Below are 18,579 nucleotides of genomic sequence, written 5' to 3'. Positions count from 1 at the left end.
TCCAACCTTACAACCTTTCAACATCAAGATGTTATTATTCTTCTGTTGAATCAGCAGCAGGAGCTTCAGTTTCGGTAGCCTCAGCGGTTACTTCTGCAGTCCTTTTACGTTTGCCACCTTCAGAGCGGTCTGCTACTTCAGGAGCATCGGCTTTTGCTTTAGCAGCAGCTGCTTCTTTTTCAGTTTCGTCTTCTTTCTCGCGTTTGCGCTCATCTAAACCTTCTTCAATAGCTTTGATGATGATACCGGTGATCAAAGAGATCGATTTGGTAGCATCGTCATTCGCCGGGATAGGGAAATCAATGTTAGATGGGTCAGAGTTTGTATCAACCATCGCGAAGGTCGGGATGTTTAATTTCAAAGCCTCAGAAACCGCGATGTGTTCTTTCTTAACGTCGATCAGGAACAATGCAGCCGGTAAACGGTTAAGGTCCGCGATACCACCTAACAATGTTTCTAATTTGATACGCTCGCGCTGTATCATCAAACGCTCTTTTTTAGATAAGTTGCTGTAAGTACCGTCTTTAGTCAATTTATCGATGTTCGACATCTTTTTGATCGACTTACGTACGGTAGCAAAGTTGGTTAACATACCACCCAACCAACGCTCGGTGATGTAAGGCATGTTTACGCCTTTTGCATATTCAGCTACAATATCTTTCGCTTGTTTCTTTGTTGCTACGAATAATACTTTACGGCCCGATTTTACAATTTGTTTAATTGCAGCAGCAGCCTCTTCAACCTTAGATAAGGTTTTATTTAAATCTATAATGTGGATACCATTGCGCTCCATGAAAATGTACTGTGACATTTTCGGGTCCCATTTGCGGGTAAGGTGACCAAAGTGTACACCTGCATCCAGTAAATCCTGATATGTTGTTCTTGCCATTGTTTGTGTCCTCCTTAAATTATCGTTTACTGAATTGGAATTTCTTACGTGCTTTTCTACGTCCTGGTTTCTTACGCTCAACCATACGGTCATCACGTGTCATTAAACCTTTAGCGCGTAATGCTGGTTTTTTCTCCGGATCCAGTTCAACAATAGCTTTCGCGATGGCTAAACGAACGGCTTCTGCCTGGCCTTTAACACCACCGCCTGCAACGTTTACTTTAACATCAAATTTACCGGCAGAGCCAGAAACTTCTGTTGATTGCATAACGATGTATTGTAATGGTAAGGTAGGGAAGTACTCTTTGTAATCTTTACCGTTAACGGTAATAGTGCCGGTGCCGTCGTTCAAATAGATACGGGCCACAGCGGTTTTTCTTCTGCCTGAAGTGTTAGTTGTTGGCATTTTCTTTTCTCCTTGTGATTAAAAATTAAATGGTTGTTGGATTTTGAGCTGCATGAGGATGCTCTGCACCTGCGTAAACATGCAGGTTACCATAAATAGCACGGCCTAAACGGTTTTTAGGTAACATACCACGTACGGCTTTTTCAATCACACGCTCAGGATGCTTTGCCATTAACTCTTTTGGAGAAATGAAACGCTGACCACCCGGGTAACCGGTGTAAGAAACATATTGCTTTTCGCTGAATTTGTTTCCGGTCAGTTTAACCTTGTCTGCATTGATAACAATTACATTATCTCCGCAGTCTACGTGTGGGGTGAACCCTGGCTTGTGTTTACCTCTGATCATCATCGCGATCTTAGTACACAAGCGCCCCAAAATCTCATTGTTTGCATCAACAACAACCCATTCTTTATTAACGGTTTTCTTGTTGGCTGAGACAGTTTTGTAACTTAACGTATTCACTTGCTTTTAATTAAATTTATTAAACGTATACTTTACCCCGTAATTACGGGACTGCAAAGATAGGCTTAATTGTTTAATTAACAAATGGTTTTTGAGGAATTATTGGGTGTGTATCCTACCTCTTCTCCACCCTATCATAAAACCCGCCAAAGCTGTTAACCTTCACTGCTTCTTCATTAAAGAAATCGCCGGGGAAGCCTAACTCTATTTTGCTGGCATCATCCAGTCTGGAAATGTGCTCAAGGCTTAGTACTACGTCTACAGTTTTAAGGTTGTCTTTTAACTGATCAACCTTGGTTGCGCCAACAATTGGGATGCAGCTAAAACCTTTGCTCATGGTCCATTGCAAAGCTACATGGCTTTCAGATACGCCAAGTTCCTGCGCTATTTCCATCACCACTTTGGTGATGCTTTCGGCACGGGCATCCAAACGTTTGCTATCGGCTTTGATGCGGCCTTTGTCGCCTTTTAAGTATTTGCCGGTAAGCGCGCCCCCGGCAAGTGGCGCCCATGGGGTAACCGTCATCCCGAAATGCTTGGCCATCGGTATCAGCTCGCGCTCGGCGGTGCGGGCCAGCAGGCTATATTCTACTTGCAGAGCGATAAACTGGCTCCAGCCCATTAGCTCGGCAAGGGTGTTGCCTTTGGCAACTATCCAGGCAGGGGTATCGCTTATGGCGGCATAGGTAACCTTACCTTGCTTTATCAGGTCATCCAAGCCGCGCAGCACTTCATCAATCGGGGTAATATCGTCCCAAATGTGCAGGTACAGCACGTCTATAAAATCTGTCTTTAAACGTTTAAGGCTTTGCTCCACGCTACGCATCATGTTTTTACGGCTGTTGCCGCTGGCATTTGGATTGGTGGTATTATCTTTTAAGGTATATTTAGTAGCGAGCACAAAGTAATCGCGGTCTTGTGTTGACAGGTAATCGCCTATGATCTTTTCGCTGGTGCCCAGTTTATAAATGTTGGCAGTATCTAAAAAGTTGCCGCCGGCATTGGCATATTGGTCCATTATCTCAAAGCTGGTGGCAGCATCTGCACCCCAGCCGCCTTCGGTACCGAAGCCCATAGTGCCTAAACAAAGTTCGGATACTTTAAGGCCCGAGCGGCCCAGTAATTTATATTTCATAGTGGTAGTTTTTAGATGTAACGGTTAAGCAAAACTGGTGTTTTAAAAACGCAAATAAAAGAGTGGATAAACAATCGCTGCATATCAATTGTAATATTACAAATATCAAAAGCTATGAAACGCATTACCCTGCATAAACCTGTTAATATCAACGAGCTTTATAATCATATCAATGAAAAGCTAAACCCTCTTTTCCATAAGCAAAAACAAAGCGACATCAACTTTACCGTTACCAATACTCCTGCAGGTATAGAGATTTCACAACCCGAATTATACGACGGCGTACTTTTCAGCATTGCCGTGCAGGATGATGAATTATGGATAACCCGAAACGAACATTATGTAGATGATATCAATTCTATAACGGTAGAATCTATACTGAACAATTTATTTGATGATGTATCGAACGGGAGGGGGACAGACCTGGTGCAGGAAGGGTAGGGTATAGATATTGGTGACCGGAGATCAGAGATTACACACGTAGTGTTGTTACCTAACATGGCGAATATCAATCTTCAAGCCCCGTAGGGACTATCGCTTTGTAAAGCTATATATCCTTTTTATTTTGCCTCGTTAGAGACTATCCTTCTCCGATATTGGATTGCTCCTACGGAGCAAATGATATTTTAATCTTCCCGCTACAAAGCGATTGCTCCTAACGAAGCATATCGAACTCATTATATTTACACGCTCAGGCTTTGCGACCAAAAAGGTCCTGCATATCTTAATCACAGAGGTTATAAAGATTTTCACAGAGAATCTAAAATGTTATGATGAGCCTTGCCGAATATCCCTACATCATTATTTTACTCACCCCGACTACGCTCCGCTGGTCGACACTCTCTGCTTCGCAAATAGGGTGGAAAATATCAAAAAACAAAACCCTCTTTCCGTAAGCGGAAAGAGGGTGGTTGAGCGTAGCGATGGCCGGGTTAGTCTACTACGCTATAGATATTTTCTTATCCGTATATCCAGCTGAACTTGTACTCCAGCATTGGGTTTTTCATGCGCTCGGCAACCCTTATCAGGCGGTTTGGCAGGTTCATGATATAGTCGCGGGCTTTTTCGCCGTCTTCTTTAAGGTCAACAACGCTTTCTATATGCCAGTCTTCTATGAGTTCTTTTAAGATGTCTACATAATCAATCGCCGTGTAAATACCCAGGCGCTCGGCAGCATCGGTAAAGTGGCCGAAGGTTTGGCCTATTTTTAAACCAATCTCGCGCAGGAAGTGTGCAGGCATCACAATTTTTTTGCGCATCATATCCTCAAAAGCAAGCATAGCCTCGTTGGGGTCAACCTCAAAAATTTTTTCGATAAAGTATTTGTAAGCTTTAGCATGGCGGGCTTCGTCGCCTGCAATTACACCACACATCTTTGAAAGCAAGGTATCGCCATCTTTTTTAGCCTGTGATGCTACACGGCGGTGAGATACGTTGGTTGCCAGCTCCTGAAACGATGTATAAATAAAGTTACGGTATGGGTCGTGGCCGGTACCTATATCAAAACCATCGGCAATAAGGTATTGGGTGCTTACCTCCATCATGCGCATGTTAACGCGGCCGCTTAAATAAAGGTATTTGTTTAAAAGATCGCCGTGGCGGTTCTCTTCGGCAGTCCAGTGGCGGGTCCATTTCATCCAGCCACCTTCTTCGTTATCGCTTACACCTTCAACCATGGTTAACCACGATTCGTAGGTAGGCAGGGCTTCTTCAGTAATGGTATCACCTATAAGTACAGCAACGAGGTCGTAAGATAAACCACGCGCGCTTTCCTGCATTTCTTTTATTTCGCTAAAAAACGTATCTCTCGACGCATCAGGCAAAAAATCAGAAGGTTGCCAAATGGTGTCAATAGGCTTAAGGTACTCGTTCATTTTTTCAAGCATGAACTTTTCTATATGCGCCATTACTTCTTTACGTTTCTCCTCAAAAAATTTCATAGTACTATCTTAGGTGGGCAAAGTTAATCATTTAAAACTATAATATTATTTTGCTCCGTTATAATCAATCGCTTGCTTCATGCAATCGCTTAGGTTACTAACTGCCGGCTGCCCGTTAAATATCGAAAAGTTGGAGTTATAATCCCACATTATCCCGGGGATGCCCAGGGCCTTCAAATTTTTCCGTACCGCTTTTATATATCTGCATCGGCTATCTGCATCGGCATATTTATTATAAGCCCCATATTCGCCGCATAATATAGGAACACCATATTTGGTGCTCCAGTTTTTAACAATTTGCAATTTATCGTGTACCGATTGCTCGTTACCATCTGTACGGTACTGGTAATAGTTGTTCTCGCCCCAGGTACCAACTGCTTTTGGGTTTAGCGGCGGGTATGTTTTTACGTTGTAAGGAAAAGGCACCCCGGTTGTAGCCATTTGGTCGCCCACCCAATCGGCGCCCTGGTGGGTAAAAAAGAATGGCTCATAAAAATGAAAGGTGTAGATAATATTTTCATCGGCCAGGCGCTTCATGCGGCTTAGCTCGTAAATGCTGTTAAAGTTTGACGCCCCTACTATAAGGGTGCGTTTTCTATCCACCTTACGAATGGCGGTTACTATGTTGTAAAGCGCATCCTTCCACACTTTGGGGTTCATGTGGGGCGGTTCGTTATACAATTCAAAGAAAACCTTATCTGGGCTTTCCCGTATAAATCTCTTAACCAGTTTAAGCCATTGGTTGATGATCTTCGGCGTCTCGGTTAAATAGTTGGTATCAGATAGGTTCCCGTAGTGATAATCTATAATTAGTTTTAACCCGTATATATTGCATTGTTTCAAAACTTCATCAATATGAGTAAATACTTTCTCATCAGGAATGTGTTGATCCTGGAAGTATTCAAACGCTACCGGCAACCTTATACTTGTAAAACCAAGTTGCTTTATTAAACTAAAATCAGCGCTTTTAATGGGTTTTATACTTAAAACATCCTTATTCCACGTTTGCTCCAGCCATGATATGCTTATACCATTTCCCAGGCTTTTGGCCCTGTTAAATGCAGTTTGCCTTTCGGTTAATGGCATTGGATTGCTTTTTGCCATAATGCTCTGCATAATTATAATTAATATTATAATAAGCCGGTTTATAAACAGTTTGGGAAATGTATTTTTAAGAACTGGATTTTTCAATGTCTTATTGCTTTTAAAAAGCTAAACTTATTTATATTATAATTTAAGGATAGAAAATGTTTGTTCAAATTTCAAAAGAGGAGTATATAAAAGAGATATCAAAAAAAGCCTGGTATCAAACTAACAATATAATCTGGACAATTATATTCCTTTACCCCATATTTAGCATTGTTGATTTTATATACGCCAATAATATTTGGCTGCAATTTTTAATTGTACGTATTATAACCATACTTATTATATATGGTTTGTACAGTTTTTTTCAGGCACGTAAATACAATTACCGAACGCTGCTGCATATCAGTTTCTTCCTGCTATCTGTTACCTACGCAATTCTATGTAACGTAGTTAACATACAGCAGCAAACAACATACTATTTAATATATGCAACCATCATATTATTCTTTAACCTGCAGGTATTTTGGGAGCCTGTAAATTCTATCATTCAAACCCTGGTAGCTTTATTGCTGCTTGCCGTGTTTTACAACCTCTTTAGCGAATATACTTTAGACCTTGTTATAAGCAACGGCGGGCAAATGTTCTTTATTATCGCTTTTATCTCCTGCTTAATACCAAACGCGCGCTATAAGGTTATTGCCCGCGAAGTACGCTCGCAGATACTGATCGAGAAGAGCAACGAGCAGTTGAAAGAGCAAAACCAGAACATTAACGAAAAGAATAACATTATTGACCGCCAGTATGAGCAACTACGCAAACTGGATGATCAAAAAAACAGCTTTATAAATATTGCCGGTCATGATCTTAAGAACCTTATTGGTTCAATAGTTATGAGTAATAACATGCTTAAGGAAGAGGATTACCGCCTTAGCGCCGACCAAAAAGAATATACCAATTACATTGGCGAGAGTGCCGAAAAGATGCAGTATATGCTTAACAAGCTAATGGATGTTAAGGAAATAGAATCTCCGGAGATGAAATTTAACATGGAGATATTTGACATTAACGCTGAGGTTAGCCATGTGTTTAGGGGTTTGCAGGAAACCGCGCAAATGAAAAACATCCATTTAACAGATAACATTTTAAAACTACCGCTACACGTTAAGCTTGATAAAGTATTTGTAGGCCAGGTGTTTCAAAATTTACTTTCAAATGCTATAAAGTTCTCGCAAACCAACAACGACATTAAGGTTGTTACAAGTTTACAGCGCCAGAAGTTTGTGTTTGAGATTATAGATGAAGGTATTGCCATTGGCCAGGAAGAGCTGGATATGATGTTTAATAAGCTAAAAACGCTTAATGATGCATCGGGTAATATTGAGAGCAGGCTTGGCCTTGGCCTTTCTATTGCCAAACTAATGACCAAAGAGCTTGGCGGCGACCTTGTTTACCGCAGCGACGATAACGGCAATTATTTTAGAGTAGAATTTTACGTAATAAACTAACGAATTATAATCTGATGAAAAGATTCCTGACCTTACTGGCTTTTATACTATTTACTACAGCTACGTATTCTCAAACCATCATGTCATTTAAAGCAATGGGGCATAATGATGATGAACCTATATTTGGTATGAGCGGGGCTACCTCCTTTTATTTCAAAATAACCCCTCAGTACGAAATAAACGGCAGTAAGCTGGTTATATATTTTGAGCCATCGCAGGCTTTGATACGAGACAGGTCATACATCAACTTATTTGTTGGTACCAAACCGGTATATAGCGGCCGTTTAACAAAAGACTCCATCCAGAAGATCATATTCCCGTTATCTAAGGCGGATATCTCAGCAGATAATTACCTTAAAATAACTGTTAAAACCCTGCTAACCATAACGGATGACCAATGCCGCGACCTTGACAACCCGGCCATGTGGTTAAAGATCAAAAACTATTCGTACCTGTCGTTAGTAAAAAGCAGTAAAAACTTCTTCAACAATATCAACATCAGTAATTGTTTCGATTCTAAAACAGCAGTGGTTTATGGCAGTAACCCCACCCTGCACGATCTTAAGGCCGTTGCCTGGGCATACTCGAGGTTAAAGAAAACCCAAACCAAAAACATTGGCGTTTATGAGGTAGATAAATTGCCCGATAGCGTACGCAACTACATTATGGTTGGTACCATGGCCACTTTGCCCCAGGATAAAAAATCGTTAGTTAAAGTTACACCACAATCTAACCAGGGCTTATTATACCTGCATAAAGCGGTAACTACAGTTACCGATACAGTAACCCGCATGGTGGATGTACGCGGCAGGCTTACTCCAGTAAAATCGGTGTCGCTTGAGTCTGTACCTACCGAGATATTGTTTGTTACCGGCGGAGATGATGCCGGTTACGAAAAAACCATCACCGCTTTAGGTAATATGAATGTGCTTAACTCAACCTTTGGCGATTACCTGCTGGTAAACAAAGCACAAAACACCTTCTTCAAAACTATCGACGAGAACCGCTCTAAACTATCGTTGAAGCAAATTGGCGGCGTAAGCGATTTCTTATCGGGTATTGGTTCGTTAAAAAGCGCCTTTAACTTTAAAAACTCAGATTTTAGCTTTACACCTAAAGAGGTGGAGATTCGCATAGTAGCTAATTACAGCTCCCTAAACCCCGGCGACCGTGGTTTCTTTAACATATACCTTAATGGTTTGCTATTAAGCAGCGAAAAGCTTGACGCATCGGGCAAGTTAAATACATCTGTTACCATTAACCGTTACCAGCATCACAAATACAACACGCTGGAAGCCGAGTTTAGGTTTTACCCTAACAATGGTAACTGTAAAAACAGCTTTACCAATTTCTTTGCCGAGGTAGACGTTGATAAATCATACCTGGAATCTAAAAACCCTTTCATCACCAGCGACCTGAGCTTCTACCAGTATCCCGAGGCATTTAACAGCGGTACAACCCGCATTGTGGTATCAAAACCATATGCTAAATATGCTGCCGGTGCCATGGGCGAAATTATATACGAGTTAAACAACAACATCAACGCTAATAACTTCCCCGAATTTATTTACTCTGATGATATTGCTAAAACGCCATCCGAACTTAAAAAGAACAATATTATAGCCCTTTTAGCAAAGGATGACCCATTGATGAATGAGTTTCCGGATGCACCTATTAAGTTTAACCGTAACTTCAGGCTGTACAATACCGATAATAACACGATTGTTTACTCACTTGCCGATACTACATCTAACGGTTTAGCACAGATCTTTTATGGCCGCAGCAATAACGCCACACTGGTACTAACCGCCACCGGTAAACACCTGGCCGATGCCTTCCTTGCGGCTTCAAAATCAATTACCGAACAGCTGTCGACACTGAGCAGTAACGTTTGTATATCTGATGTTAACAACAACAAGTACCTGTTCAATATAAATAAATCGAGCGATAACCTGGAGTATATCGACACCAAGAGCGCCTTAACCCGCTTCTGGGATAACTACAACCTGTATATCCTGTTAGGTATATTGGTGCTTATCCTGCTGTCGTTCCTGTACATCCGTTCAAAGGTTCAAAAATCACAGGAGCTGTTTAACGATTAATGTTCCGGAGAGCAAAAAGCGCAAGGTTTAATTATATATTAATTTGTTCATGAGTATATCAATTCCCGAATTGTTGACTAATGATGGGTTCATCACGGCAGGGGATCGCGAGGCAATTGAAGTACATTCAAATGAATCGGGGTTGTCCTTCATCAAGATAGCGCTCACTTCGGGATATATCTCACGTAAAAATTATGACCGCTCCATCCTTAACGCCGGGTTTACCATTAACGAACGCCCCCGCGATGAAGCGTACGACGAAGAGGTACTCAGCAAAATAGACCTCAACTTTGCGCACGACCGCCTGGCCATGCCCCTCCGTATAGAAAACGGCAAGGTGGTGTGCCTGATGGCCGCGCCGGATGACAGCCTTTTTATAGACTTCGTCCGCTTTACATATGACATGGAGCCCGAGATCGTCCTTGCATCAGACCTGGATATTACCTGGTTAAGCAATAAACTGCTGGGCGAAAAGTACACCAAATCGGCCGTGTTCGAGCTGATGAAGCGCGACCCGGATAGCTCTGCCATCGTAACCTTTTCTACCGCCCAACTCATTGTGATATTCGTTATCATCGCTTTGGTGGCTATTGGGTTGGTGCTGAGCTTCAAGAACACCTCCATTATCATCAACGTTATCATCAGTTCGTTCTTTTTGGTGGCTATTATATTTAAGCTGTTTCTGGCGCTTGTAGGCTCGAGGTTTGAACTGCACCAGGCCGTTACAAAAGATGACCTGAAACAGATGAGCGACGACGATCTGCCCATCTATACCATCCTGCTCCCGGTGTTTAAAGAAGATAAGCTGATCAAAAAACTCATCTGGAACCTGCAATCTATAGATTACCCACGCCATAAGCTGGATATTAAACTGCTGATCGAGGAGGAAGACGATAAAACATTCAACGCCGTAAAAAATCTTGATTTCCCAGCCGTGTTCGAGGTTATTGTGGTGCCGTTCCACATGCCCAAAACAAAGCCAAAGGCCTGTAACTATGGCCTGCACTTTGCGCGTGGTAAGTTCCTTACCATTTACGATGCCGAGGACATCCCTGATACCGACCAGCTGAAAAAAGTGGTGTCGCTGTTCGACAAGCTGCCATCAGAGTACATCTGCGTACAAAGCGCCTTAAATTACTTTAACCGTAACGAGAACTTCCTTACCCGTATGTTCACCCTCGAATATTCATACTGGTTCGATTATATGTTGCCCGGGCTGGATACACTGGATATCCCCATACCCCTGGGTGGTACAAGTAACCACTTTAAGCTGAACGAACTGGTAGAGCTTGGCGCCTGGGATCCCTTTAACGTAACCGAAGATGCCGACCTTGGCGTACGCGCCTATGCTAAAGGCTATAAGATAGCCATCATTAACTCCACCACCTACGAGGAGGCCAATAACGAGCCCTTTAACTGGATACGCCAGCGCAGCCGCTGGATAAAAGGCTACATGCAAACCTACCTGGTGCACATGCGCGACCCGGTTGCCTTGTGGAAAGAGATTGGCTGGAAGGGTTTCCTGGGCTTTAACTTCTTCATCGGCGCTACGCCAATTACCTTTTTGGTATATCCGCTGCTGCTGGCCATCTTTATCTGCTACGTGGTTTTCGATCTGTCTACCATCCGTAGCCTGTTTCCGGATTGGGTGCTGTTCATGTCTATCTTTAACCTTATGGTGGGCAATATCCTCATGATCTACGTTAACATGATAGCCGTATTTAAACGCCGATATTACGAGCTGATACTGTTCGCCATAGCCAACCCCATTTATTGGCTCATGCACTCCATATCGGCTTATAAAGGCCTGTACCAGCTGGTGGTGAAACCATTCTACTGGGAAAAAACCAACCACGGTTTAAGTAAAGTGAACAGCCCAACAAACGTTGTAAAATAATATGAAGCTAACGGGCACCATATACCTATTTATACTAACCTTTATACTGGTGGTTTACTACCTGGTGTGCGGTGTGTACCTCAATAATCTGGGCTATTACAACCACGAGTCGTTGTTTTATATCGAAAAATCTAAAATAGTGTTCGAGGGCTTGGGGAACCGTTTAAAGGTAATGGGGCTAACATCGCCCATCATCCCCTTTTACGCCACGTTTTTGTTCACTATATTTAGCCAAACGCTGGCGCCGGTACTGGCATCGGCAGTGGGCACGGCCATACTGTTCTACGTAATAGCATCAACCGTAGCCAGGCGACTTAACGACGATGGTTACATCTGGCTGCTGCTTATCCTGTTCCTTTTTCACCCCGGTATTATTTACACGGCGGCATCGGGCAAAAGCATCTATTTGATACTTACCTTCTTCTTCCTGTTCTTTTTAAACCTGTTTAAGTTTTATCGCTCAAACACCACGTTCCACGTATCAATAGCCAGCTTGTGTTTGGTTATATTGATCTTTTGCGATTACCGTTTCATCTGGCTTACGCTGTTCTTTCTGCCGCTGGTGCTATCCATCACCATACACAGCTTAAACCTGGGCGAGCAGGAGAGCATCTTCCGCCTGTTCTTAAGCTTCAACAGCCCGTCGTTAAGGCGTAAGCTGGTTAACAAAACATTCGCGCTGTACATTATACTGTTTAGCCTGCCGCTGGCGGCCGTGCTTTGCTATAAGCTGCTGAACCTAACCCACGCTAACGACCTTAACTACTTTGCCGAAAGCCCCTACGCCACCTGGAACGTGCTGATAGATAAGCTAAGTTTCGACCAGCTAACTACCAACACCGCCTACCAGATCCCCGAAACATCCATCCTGCTCTCATTCCGCGTGGTGCTGTTTGCCCCCATGATACTCATAGCCGTATACCTGTTTCGCGAAAGCACCTACCAGGTACTAACCATCCTTATCCCCTTCGCCTTCATCGAGTTTTTGCACATTAAGTACGACAAGGTTTTTCTGGCCTACCAGTACTACCTCATATTTTTAATACTGGCCTACCTCTGCGTAATATTTAAGGCCCACGTAGTAAAAAACCACGGCGCGTTTAAGCTGCTGCTGCTGGTAACCGTGCTTATACAGCTATACACCGGCTGGTACTTCTTACGCAACTCGGCTATTACCGAAGAGCGCAACTTTGTAAAGGTTTTTATAAAAGACAAAAAGGCCGACCTGCAGATGGATAACGAAGAGATAGCCAACTACCTCAACAGCCTCCCCAGCGACGCGCACGTACTGCTCGACGATGCCATTGCCTACGGCGTGGTAGCCTTTACGCACGATATTAAGCCGCTTATAATGCCCTACCGCGGCAACTACCTAAGCGCGCTGGAAACGCCCGATAAGTATGTAGATTACGTAGTGGTAGCCACCGCGAAAAACCCGGTATCGGGCTATACGCAGCTCAACAACAAATACATCCTCAGCATCCGCCAAACCATACCCGATGTAAACTTTAGGAAAGTGTTCCAAACCGACGACTGGGTAGTGTACCGCGTAATAACCGGCGAAAGCGGCAACCGCTCATTCTAATTAATAAGTAAAGCAACAGCAGTGCTGCTTACGGATGCCACAGCCCCGCTATCTGTACAAGCTTTGCTTCCGCGCCACATGCCGACGCTGCAAAGGCTTTTCCGCCTATCGGGTTTATTGTACTCCCTGTGATGGTGAGCCTGTCGAACCACATAGCCGGGCGCATAGTTCTTCGACAAGCTCAGACTGACAAGCACCAATCTCTACTAACCAATCACTACACGCTATAAAAGCGTCCGTCCGTCCGCAGGAGCGGGTGTTGGCGGACAGCAAACGGACAGGCTAAAAATTAAATGACTGCATTGCTTTACTGCAAAGGGTAGATGCCCTGGGGACGCTTTTTATATAATATTCGGTACCAAGCACTTTGGTACAATAATCATCTACAGCCGTTTTAAACTCGTTTACATTTACGTAAGCAAGCGGATGGCCGTTGGTATCCACAGCTTCAAACAGGTAGCTGTATTGGGGTATGAACGATCCGTTTTCGGTATAAATGGTAGCCTCCATCAGGGCTGTATTTTGCCCTTGCACGGGTGCTTTACCCTTTGTTACCCTCAATTGAAAAGGTACGCTAATACCTGTTAAACCTGCCTGCTCATCTGCTGCTACTGCCGTGCTTTTCATATTGTCGAAATTGTTTGCATACAAATTTATGCTAAAAATATTAGCAATCACAATGCCCTTTTTATAATTTTGAAAAAAAGAAATTCACATGGACGACCTGAAGAAAATTAGTGAGCAACGCCTCGAAATGCTTTTAGAAGCCATGGAAATGTTAGCAGACCTGCGCCCCCACATGGCCATGTTCCGCAACCAGCATTATTGCAAATTGAGGAAACGGGTAACCCTGCATACCCGCCAAACCGAAGTAATGAACACGGCAGACCACCAGATTAGCCAAAATAAAAACTAATCTCTACTCACCAATCAACTAATCTCTAAGCCCGTCCGTCCGTCCGCAGGTATGCGATGATGTGGACAAAGCCGGACACCTTAAAACCCCATATAAATATGAAATACTACCGATTTTTAAACTGCATTGCCTTAGAACAAGTGCAAAACCTGATTAACGAATACGCTCATGAAGGCTGGATAGTAAAAGCCTTTAACATAGTAGCCGAAAACGAAAACAACCAGGACAAATGGGCTTATATACTGTTTGAGGCGGATGTGGAGGAATAACAAAACAAACGGAATTTATTATATTTGTTAGAATGAAAAGGATAAATAAACAGTTTCCAATTGCTGTTTTACATGAATTGAGAGACTTTGAAAAAACGAAAAAAGCACCTAATAATCTTTTTTATTTAGATGATTCGGGTGACCACTTGTTTAAAGCTGTCGATCAAGAAAAGACATCTGATTTTTACTTCCGTATTAGCAACTATTCTGAAAAACATGGATATCATGTTACAATGAAACCTGGAAGTGTTAATGACGTGGAATCTCGTAGCTTTTATTTAAAGGCTGAATCTCTTGACAACTTTTTTAAAGTATGGTATAACTGCTTAGAGGAATATGCAAAATTTGAAGAAGAAGATAAAGACCCTTTTTTAAAAAATCTTGAAGATCAATTTCTTGATGGCTTAAACCTTAATGACGAAAATAAAAACGAGCCACTTTCAGTTAAGCAAATTTTTCTGTTAGAAGAAAACTTATCTCAAATAATTAATGAAATAAGAAATTATGAAACCGAGGAAAACAGTGAGCAGATTGCAGAAATAATAGAGGATGCAGCAAACTTAAGGTCAGATTTGGGTAATCAAACAAAAGAGTGGATTGCCAAAAAGTTTTCTACCATACTTGCCAAGATAACTAAGGAGGGCCCAGAAATTTTGAAAGGTATATTTAAGGAAGTAGGAAAGCAGTTTTTAACTCAAGGAGTAAAGTATCTTTTTGAACATGGTGATAAACTTATACTTTAACTTTTCATGTTAACTTCAAGGTTATTGAATACCACCAATTTAAATGAAATTCTATGAAGCATGGTAGTATAATAGTAAATATTTCCCGATCTGAGTGGGGACAATTTATTGACAAGCAAGATGATAATCACAGTATCTTTTTCAACGGAGAAAATTATATCTCAATCGACAACGGCGATATAGACGAACTCAATCTACCATCAAGTCTATCTGCGTTAGGCTTTACTGAGGTAACACCACAAGGTGCCTGGCCTAAAGAATATCAAAATAGAAATGGGTTATTAATTATTGAGCGAGCAATCGGAGAATTTTACATTGACGATAAGCCGGTTAAATTCGCATCAGAAGTTCAAGAGCAATTTGATTTGTACAACTTGCTAAATAAACCTGACGATGCCGATAGATTTTTATAAGTTCCCATTATTACCCCCGTCCGTCCGTCCACTCATCCCCATCCCTTTGGACACTTTCGGACAAATTCTAAATACTTCTTTATAAATTAAAGATATTTCTGTATATTTGTAGTGAATATAATCCTCCCGGGCTTTTAGCCTGTCCGTTTTTGTCCGAAGCCTATCGCACCCGCGGACGGACGGACACCCAACCAAATATCGTACTACAGCTCTGCACCTGCCTGCTTAAGGCCCACAGATGAAAGCCTATTGTTAAAATGGGTTAAAGGAGGGGTATTTTCTAAAAATCCTGTTAGGATTTTAGTACATAGTTGCATGGTGCGTGGTGAATGGTTCTCTTAACCACTTAACCCAATCAACTAATCAACCACTTAACTAATCTTCAATTATATGACCCAACCTACCGGCAGCTTACAACTTAACGCTGCAGACCTGCAAGCCCGCAGTTTAAACCTCCTTAACCAACCCAATACCGGTACCGATAGCGTACTGATGGTGCGTGATGCCAATTACTGGATGCAGGAGGCCAGTAACACGGCTATCCCGCTGATGCTTTTTGATAAGTTTTGGCACCAGGGCGAAGTATGCATCCTGTTTGCTGATAGCAACCTTGGCAAAAGCATCCTTGCCGTACAAATTGCCGATGCCATTACCCGTGGCACAGGCTACGCGCCCTTTACCGTAGAAGCACCAGCGCAACCCGTTGTGTACTGCGATTTTGAATTGACCGATAAGCAGTTTGAGGCTCGCTACAGTAACGAGTACACCAACCACTACCAGTTTAACCAAAACTTTTTACGGGGCAAGATCAATTCAGACATTGAACTGCCAAACGGCTTTAACGATTTTGATGAGTACCTGATACATGATCTGGAACGCTGCGTGGTGGCTACCAATGCCAAGGTGCTTATTATTGACAACCTTACTTACCTGCGTAACGAAACCGAGCAGGCAGCAGGCGCATTGCCTTTAATGAAAGAGTTAAAGAACCTCAAAAACAAGTACGACCTTAGCATCCTGGTATTAGCCCACACCCCAAAGCGCGACCTTACCCAGCCCATTACCCGTAACGATTTGCAGGGCAGTAAAATGCTCATGAACTTTTGCGACAGCGCCTTTACAATAGGCGAAAGCAATGCCGATAACAGCCTGCGCTACCTTAAACAAATTAAACAGCGCAATACCGAGCAGGTATATGGCGACAGCAACATTTGCCTTTGCCGCATCAGCAAGCCCGACAACTTTTTGCACTACGAGTTTGTGGCCTTTGGCGAAGAGTGGCAGCAGCTAACGCGTAAAAAGGCCGACAAGGACGAAGACCTGCGCATAAAAGCCTTAGACCTTAAAGCCCAGGGTTACAGCCTGCGCGATATTGGCAAGGAGTTAAGCATCAACCACCAAAAGGTAGATAGGTTGCTAAAAGTTTAACCGGCTGCAAAGTGTCCGTCCGTCCGCAGGTGCCGTACCTTGCGGACGGACGGACAGGCAAATAATTCCCTCCCCCGGGAGGGTAAGGGAGGGGTTCGCCGCCATGCATTAGGCGACACCCACCCCTGCCACTACACAATACCCATCACACCCCCTCCAGGGAGGGGAACTATCAGAACATCCCCTCATGCCACATCACAAATACCAATTACAGCCGTACAGCGGTATGCAATCGCGCTATCGTTGCCCCAACTGCAACCACCGCACCAAAACCCTTACCTTATATATAGATACCGAAACAGGCGAAGCCATTGCCCCGCACGTTGGCTTGTGCGACAGGCTGGACAAATGCGGCTACCACTTTACGCCAAGGCAGTATTTTGCGGCTGTGGGTAATTACCGTTTAGCAATTAGCAGCCCTGCGGTTAAAAAGCAGCGCACAGCCAAACCTCATGCAGATTATTACATCAGCCCCGGTTATGTGAACGACAGCTTTTTAGATTACGATAAGAATAACTTTTATCAGTATTTAATTAGCAGGTTCGGGATAGATGTTGCGGCACATCTGGCGCAGCAGTACCGCTTAGGCACAAGCAGCCATTGGCATGGCGCAACGGTGTTTTGGCAATTAGATGCAGAGGGTTATGTACGTACAGGCAAAATAATGCTGTACAATAAGCGAACAGGCAAGCGGGTTAAGCAGCCCTACAACCACATTACTTGGGCACATACGCAGATATTGAAAGCGATGAATGCAAAAAGTGGGCAGTCATCAGTTAGCAGTGGGCAGCAGGGGCTTGCAAACTGCAAACCTGCAAGTGCAAACTTTATTCTTAACCAATGCCTGTTCGGCGAACACCTGTTAATATCAGCACCATACAAGCCTGTAGCCATTACCGAAAGCGAGAAGACGGCCATCATAGCCGCCGCTTTAATGCCTGCCTTTGTATGGCTGGCCTGTGGTAGTTTAGTAGGTTTAAACGTAACCAAGTGTAAAGTACTGCATGGCCGCAAAGTGCTGCTGTTCCCCGATGTTAACGCGTACAGCAAATGGCAGCAAAAGGCTATGGAATTACAGCGCGGGTTACCGGGTACAATATTCAGGGTATCAAAAGACCTGGAACTGATGGCCACAGCAACCGACAGGAGAAAGGGGATTGATTTGGGTGATGTGGAGTTTATATGAGGTGTCCGTTTGTGTCCGCCAACACCAGCACCTGCGGACGGACGGACAGGCAGAAAAGTTATATAAACAAAGAAACCCGTTATCTGGATGGATAACGGGTTTAACTTTAAGATTTGGCACCGACCTACTCTCCCACATTTTACTGCAGTACCATCGGCTCTGGCGGGCTTAACTTCTCTGTTCGGAATGGGAAGAGGTGGACACCGCCGATATAGGCACCTGAAGTTTTTAGATTTGAGATGTTAGATATGAGATTTGAGACCCATGATCCGTTACACAACAAACCGATATTTTATTTGATATTAAGAAGAGGATATTTGCGATGGAGAGTTATCTCGCATCTCATATCTCACTTCTCATATCTAAGACAATTATTGAAAGAAGTAAGTTTTAGAGAAAACAACAGCTTTGTGTTGGGTGATCAGAGGTTGGAGATCGGTGATTAGTTGCCTAATCTCTGTTCATCTGATCTCTGATCACTTTAATTACCTGCTATGAGAAAGCTTCGGATTATTAGTATTACTCGACTTTGATGTCACCACCTTTATATCTGTAACCTATCAACGTAGTAGTCTGCTACGATCCTCAATGGAAGTCTCATCTTGTGGCTAGT

Annotated in this window: 19 protein-coding genes and 2 rRNA genes; 11 read left to right on the top strand and 10 right to left on the bottom strand. The window is 43.1% G+C overall.

Annotated elements, in window-relative coordinates; all coding sequences use genetic code 11:
* Positions 1 to 34: 34 nt before the first annotated feature.
* From rpsB to ACFQZI_RS12735, 4 genes are all read right to left on the bottom strand, one after another.
* Positions 35 to 889, bottom strand: a complete 855-nt coding sequence (gene rpsB, locus ACFQZI_RS12750; protein WP_191176806.1) for a 30S ribosomal protein S2 — start codon at positions 887 to 889, stop codon at positions 35 to 37.
* Between the two features lie 19 nt (positions 890 to 908).
* Complete coding sequence (rpsI, locus tag ACFQZI_RS12745) at positions 909 to 1,295, bottom strand: 30S ribosomal protein S9 (protein ID WP_377142991.1); 387 nt, start codon at positions 1,293 to 1,295, stop codon at positions 909 to 911.
* A gap of 25 nt (positions 1,296 to 1,320) precedes the next feature.
* Complete coding sequence (gene rplM, locus ACFQZI_RS12740) at positions 1,321 to 1,758, bottom strand: 50S ribosomal protein L13 (protein WP_067062091.1); 438 nt, start codon at positions 1,756 to 1,758, stop codon at positions 1,321 to 1,323.
* A gap of 115 nt (positions 1,759 to 1,873) precedes the next feature.
* Positions 1,874 to 2,893 carry an aldo/keto reductase gene (locus ACFQZI_RS12735; protein ID WP_377142989.1) on the bottom strand — a complete coding sequence of 340 codons (1,020 nt, stop codon included), beginning with the start codon at positions 2,891 to 2,893 and terminating at the stop codon, positions 1,874 to 1,876.
* A 114-nt stretch (positions 2,894 to 3,007) separates the two neighbouring features.
* Between ACFQZI_RS12735 and ACFQZI_RS12730 the strand changes: the two genes are divergently transcribed.
* A complete protein-coding gene (locus tag ACFQZI_RS12730) occupies positions 3,008 to 3,334 on the top strand; it encodes a hypothetical protein (protein WP_377142988.1) in 327 nt (108 codons plus the stop codon).
* Positions 3,335 to 3,852: 518 nt separating this feature from the next.
* Here ACFQZI_RS12730 and ACFQZI_RS12725 read toward each other — a convergent pair.
* Positions 3,853 to 4,833, bottom strand: coding sequence for an acyl-ACP desaturase (locus ACFQZI_RS12725; protein ID WP_377142986.1), 981 nt, complete (start codon positions 4,831 to 4,833; stop codon positions 3,853 to 3,855).
* Positions 4,834 to 4,878: 45 nt separating this feature from the next.
* Positions 4,879 to 5,937 carry a glycoside hydrolase family 5 protein gene (locus ACFQZI_RS12720; RefSeq protein ID WP_377142984.1) on the bottom strand — a complete coding sequence of 353 codons (1,059 nt, stop codon included), beginning with the start codon at positions 5,935 to 5,937 and terminating at the stop codon, positions 4,879 to 4,881.
* Between the two features lie 143 nt (positions 5,938 to 6,080).
* Between ACFQZI_RS12720 and ACFQZI_RS12715 the strand changes: the two genes are divergently transcribed.
* The 4 genes from ACFQZI_RS12715 to ACFQZI_RS12700 are packed head-to-tail and all read left to right on the top strand — an operon-like array spanning position 6,081 to position 13,011.
* Positions 6,081 to 7,427: a sensor histidine kinase gene (locus tag ACFQZI_RS12715; RefSeq protein ID WP_377142983.1), complete on the top strand. Its 1,347-nt coding sequence runs from the start codon at positions 6,081 to 6,083 to the stop codon at positions 7,425 to 7,427.
* Positions 7,428 to 7,441: 14 nt separating this feature from the next.
* Positions 7,442 to 9,529 carry a cellulose biosynthesis cyclic di-GMP-binding regulatory protein BcsB gene (locus ACFQZI_RS12710; protein WP_377142981.1) on the top strand — a complete coding sequence of 696 codons (2,088 nt, stop codon included), beginning with the start codon at positions 7,442 to 7,444 and terminating at the stop codon, positions 9,527 to 9,529.
* Positions 9,530 to 9,578: 49 nt separating this feature from the next.
* Complete coding sequence (locus ACFQZI_RS12705) at positions 9,579 to 11,426, top strand: glycosyltransferase (RefSeq protein WP_377142979.1); 1,848 nt, start codon at positions 9,579 to 9,581, stop codon at positions 11,424 to 11,426.
* Between the two features lies 1 nt (position 11,427).
* Positions 11,428 to 13,011, top strand: a complete 1,584-nt coding sequence (locus tag ACFQZI_RS12700; RefSeq protein ID WP_377142977.1) for a hypothetical protein — start codon at positions 11,428 to 11,430, stop codon at positions 13,009 to 13,011.
* Between the two features lie 28 nt (positions 13,012 to 13,039).
* Here the strand turns inward: ACFQZI_RS12700 and ACFQZI_RS12695 are convergent, their stop codons facing one another.
* Positions 13,040 to 13,177: a hypothetical protein gene (locus ACFQZI_RS12695; protein WP_377142975.1), complete on the bottom strand. Its 138-nt coding sequence runs from the start codon at positions 13,175 to 13,177 to the stop codon at positions 13,040 to 13,042.
* Between the two features lie 116 nt (positions 13,178 to 13,293).
* The gene (locus ACFQZI_RS12690; protein WP_377142973.1) at positions 13,294 to 13,638 is read right to left on the bottom strand and encodes a hypothetical protein; all 345 of its coding nucleotides are present in this window, start codon (positions 13,636 to 13,638) and stop codon (positions 13,294 to 13,296) included.
* An 88-nt stretch (positions 13,639 to 13,726) separates the two neighbouring features.
* Here ACFQZI_RS12690 and ACFQZI_RS12685 point away from each other — a divergent pair, with 88 nt between their 5' ends.
* The 6 genes from ACFQZI_RS12685 to ACFQZI_RS12660 all read left to right on the top strand — a co-directional run bounded on the left by ACFQZI_RS12685 (position 13,727) and on the right by ACFQZI_RS12660 (position 17,966).
* Positions 13,727 to 13,927 (top strand): hypothetical protein, encoded by a 201-nt coding sequence (locus ACFQZI_RS12685; protein WP_377142971.1) that lies wholly within the window; start codon positions 13,727 to 13,729, stop codon positions 13,925 to 13,927.
* Positions 13,928 to 14,025: 98 nt separating this feature from the next.
* Entirely contained in the window at positions 14,026 to 14,196 is a 171-nt protein-coding gene (locus ACFQZI_RS12680; RefSeq protein ID WP_377142969.1) for a hypothetical protein, read from the top strand.
* A 32-nt stretch (positions 14,197 to 14,228) separates the two neighbouring features.
* Entirely contained in the window at positions 14,229 to 14,939 is a 711-nt protein-coding gene (locus tag ACFQZI_RS12675; RefSeq protein ID WP_377142968.1) for a hypothetical protein, read from the top strand.
* 53 nt (positions 14,940 to 14,992) lie between these two features.
* On the top strand, positions 14,993 to 15,352 hold the full coding sequence (locus ACFQZI_RS12670) for a hypothetical protein (RefSeq protein ID WP_377142966.1): 360 nt from the start codon (positions 14,993 to 14,995) through the stop codon (positions 15,350 to 15,352).
* Positions 15,353 to 15,742: 390 nt separating this feature from the next.
* A complete protein-coding gene (locus tag ACFQZI_RS12665; protein WP_377142965.1) occupies positions 15,743 to 16,780 on the top strand; it encodes an AAA family ATPase in 1,038 nt (345 codons plus the stop codon).
* 187 nt (positions 16,781 to 16,967) lie between these two features.
* On the top strand, positions 16,968 to 17,966 hold the full coding sequence (locus ACFQZI_RS12660; protein WP_377142963.1) for a DUF6371 domain-containing protein: 999 nt from the start codon (positions 16,968 to 16,970) through the stop codon (positions 17,964 to 17,966).
* Positions 17,967 to 18,077: 111 nt separating this feature from the next.
* Here the strand turns inward: ACFQZI_RS12660 and rrf are convergent.
* Positions 18,078 to 18,189 (bottom strand): 5S ribosomal RNA (gene rrf / locus ACFQZI_RS12655).
* Positions 18,190 to 18,459: 270 nt separating this feature from the next.
* Positions 18,460 to 18,579, bottom strand: a 23S ribosomal RNA gene (locus ACFQZI_RS12650); the annotation flags it as partial.

Origin of the sequence: Mucilaginibacter lutimaris, assembly GCF_042676625.1 — a bacterium.
GTDB lineage: Bacteria > Bacteroidota > Bacteroidia > Sphingobacteriales > Sphingobacteriaceae > Mucilaginibacter > Mucilaginibacter lutimaris.
This window is presented reverse-complemented; position numbering and strand designations above follow the sequence as displayed.

Bases quoted from the DNA above. Each gene is read 5' to 3' on its own strand.
- ACFQZI_RS12710 (WP_377142981.1), top strand. From the start codon at position 7,442: ATGAAAAGATTCCTGACCTTACTGGCTTTTATACTATTTACTACAGCT.
- ACFQZI_RS12685 (WP_377142971.1), top strand. From the start codon at position 13,727: ATGGACGACCTGAAGAAAATTAGTGAGCAACGCCTCGAAATGCTTTTA.
- ACFQZI_RS12715 (WP_377142983.1), top strand. From the start codon at position 6,081: ATGTTTGTTCAAATTTCAAAAGAGGAGTATATAAAAGAGATATCAAAA.
- ACFQZI_RS12735 (WP_377142989.1), bottom strand. From the start codon at position 2,893: ATGAAATATAAATTACTGGGCCGCTCGGGCCTTAAAGTATCCGAACTT.
- ACFQZI_RS12730 (WP_377142988.1), top strand. From the start codon at position 3,008: ATGAAACGCATTACCCTGCATAAACCTGTTAATATCAACGAGCTTTAT.
- rpsI (WP_377142991.1), bottom strand. From the start codon at position 1,295: ATGCCAACAACTAACACTTCAGGCAGAAGAAAAACCGCTGTGGCCCGT.
- ACFQZI_RS12725 (WP_377142986.1), bottom strand. From the start codon at position 4,833: ATGAAATTTTTTGAGGAGAAACGTAAAGAAGTAATGGCGCATATAGAA.
- ACFQZI_RS12665 (WP_377142965.1), top strand. From the start codon at position 15,743: ATGACCCAACCTACCGGCAGCTTACAACTTAACGCTGCAGACCTGCAA.
- ACFQZI_RS12720 (WP_377142984.1), bottom strand. From the start codon at position 5,937: ATGGCAAAAAGCAATCCAATGCCATTAACCGAAAGGCAAACTGCATTT.
- ACFQZI_RS12695 (WP_377142975.1), bottom strand. From the start codon at position 13,177: ATGCGCCCGGCTATGTGGTTCGACAGGCTCACCATCACAGGGAGTACA.
- ACFQZI_RS12705 (WP_377142979.1), top strand. From the start codon at position 9,579: ATGAGTATATCAATTCCCGAATTGTTGACTAATGATGGGTTCATCACG.
- ACFQZI_RS12690 (WP_377142973.1), bottom strand. From the start codon at position 13,638: ATGAAAAGCACGGCAGTAGCAGCAGATGAGCAGGCAGGTTTAACAGGT.
- ACFQZI_RS12700 (WP_377142977.1), top strand. From the start codon at position 11,428: ATGAAGCTAACGGGCACCATATACCTATTTATACTAACCTTTATACTG.
- ACFQZI_RS12675 (WP_377142968.1), top strand. From the start codon at position 14,229: ATGAAAAGGATAAATAAACAGTTTCCAATTGCTGTTTTACATGAATTG.
- rpsB (WP_191176806.1), bottom strand. From the start codon at position 889: ATGGCAAGAACAACATATCAGGATTTACTGGATGCAGGTGTACACTTT.
- ACFQZI_RS12670 (WP_377142966.1), top strand. From the start codon at position 14,993: ATGAAGCATGGTAGTATAATAGTAAATATTTCCCGATCTGAGTGGGGA.
- ACFQZI_RS12680 (WP_377142969.1), top strand. From the start codon at position 14,026: ATGAAATACTACCGATTTTTAAACTGCATTGCCTTAGAACAAGTGCAA.
- ACFQZI_RS12660 (WP_377142963.1), top strand. From the start codon at position 16,968: ATGCCACATCACAAATACCAATTACAGCCGTACAGCGGTATGCAATCG.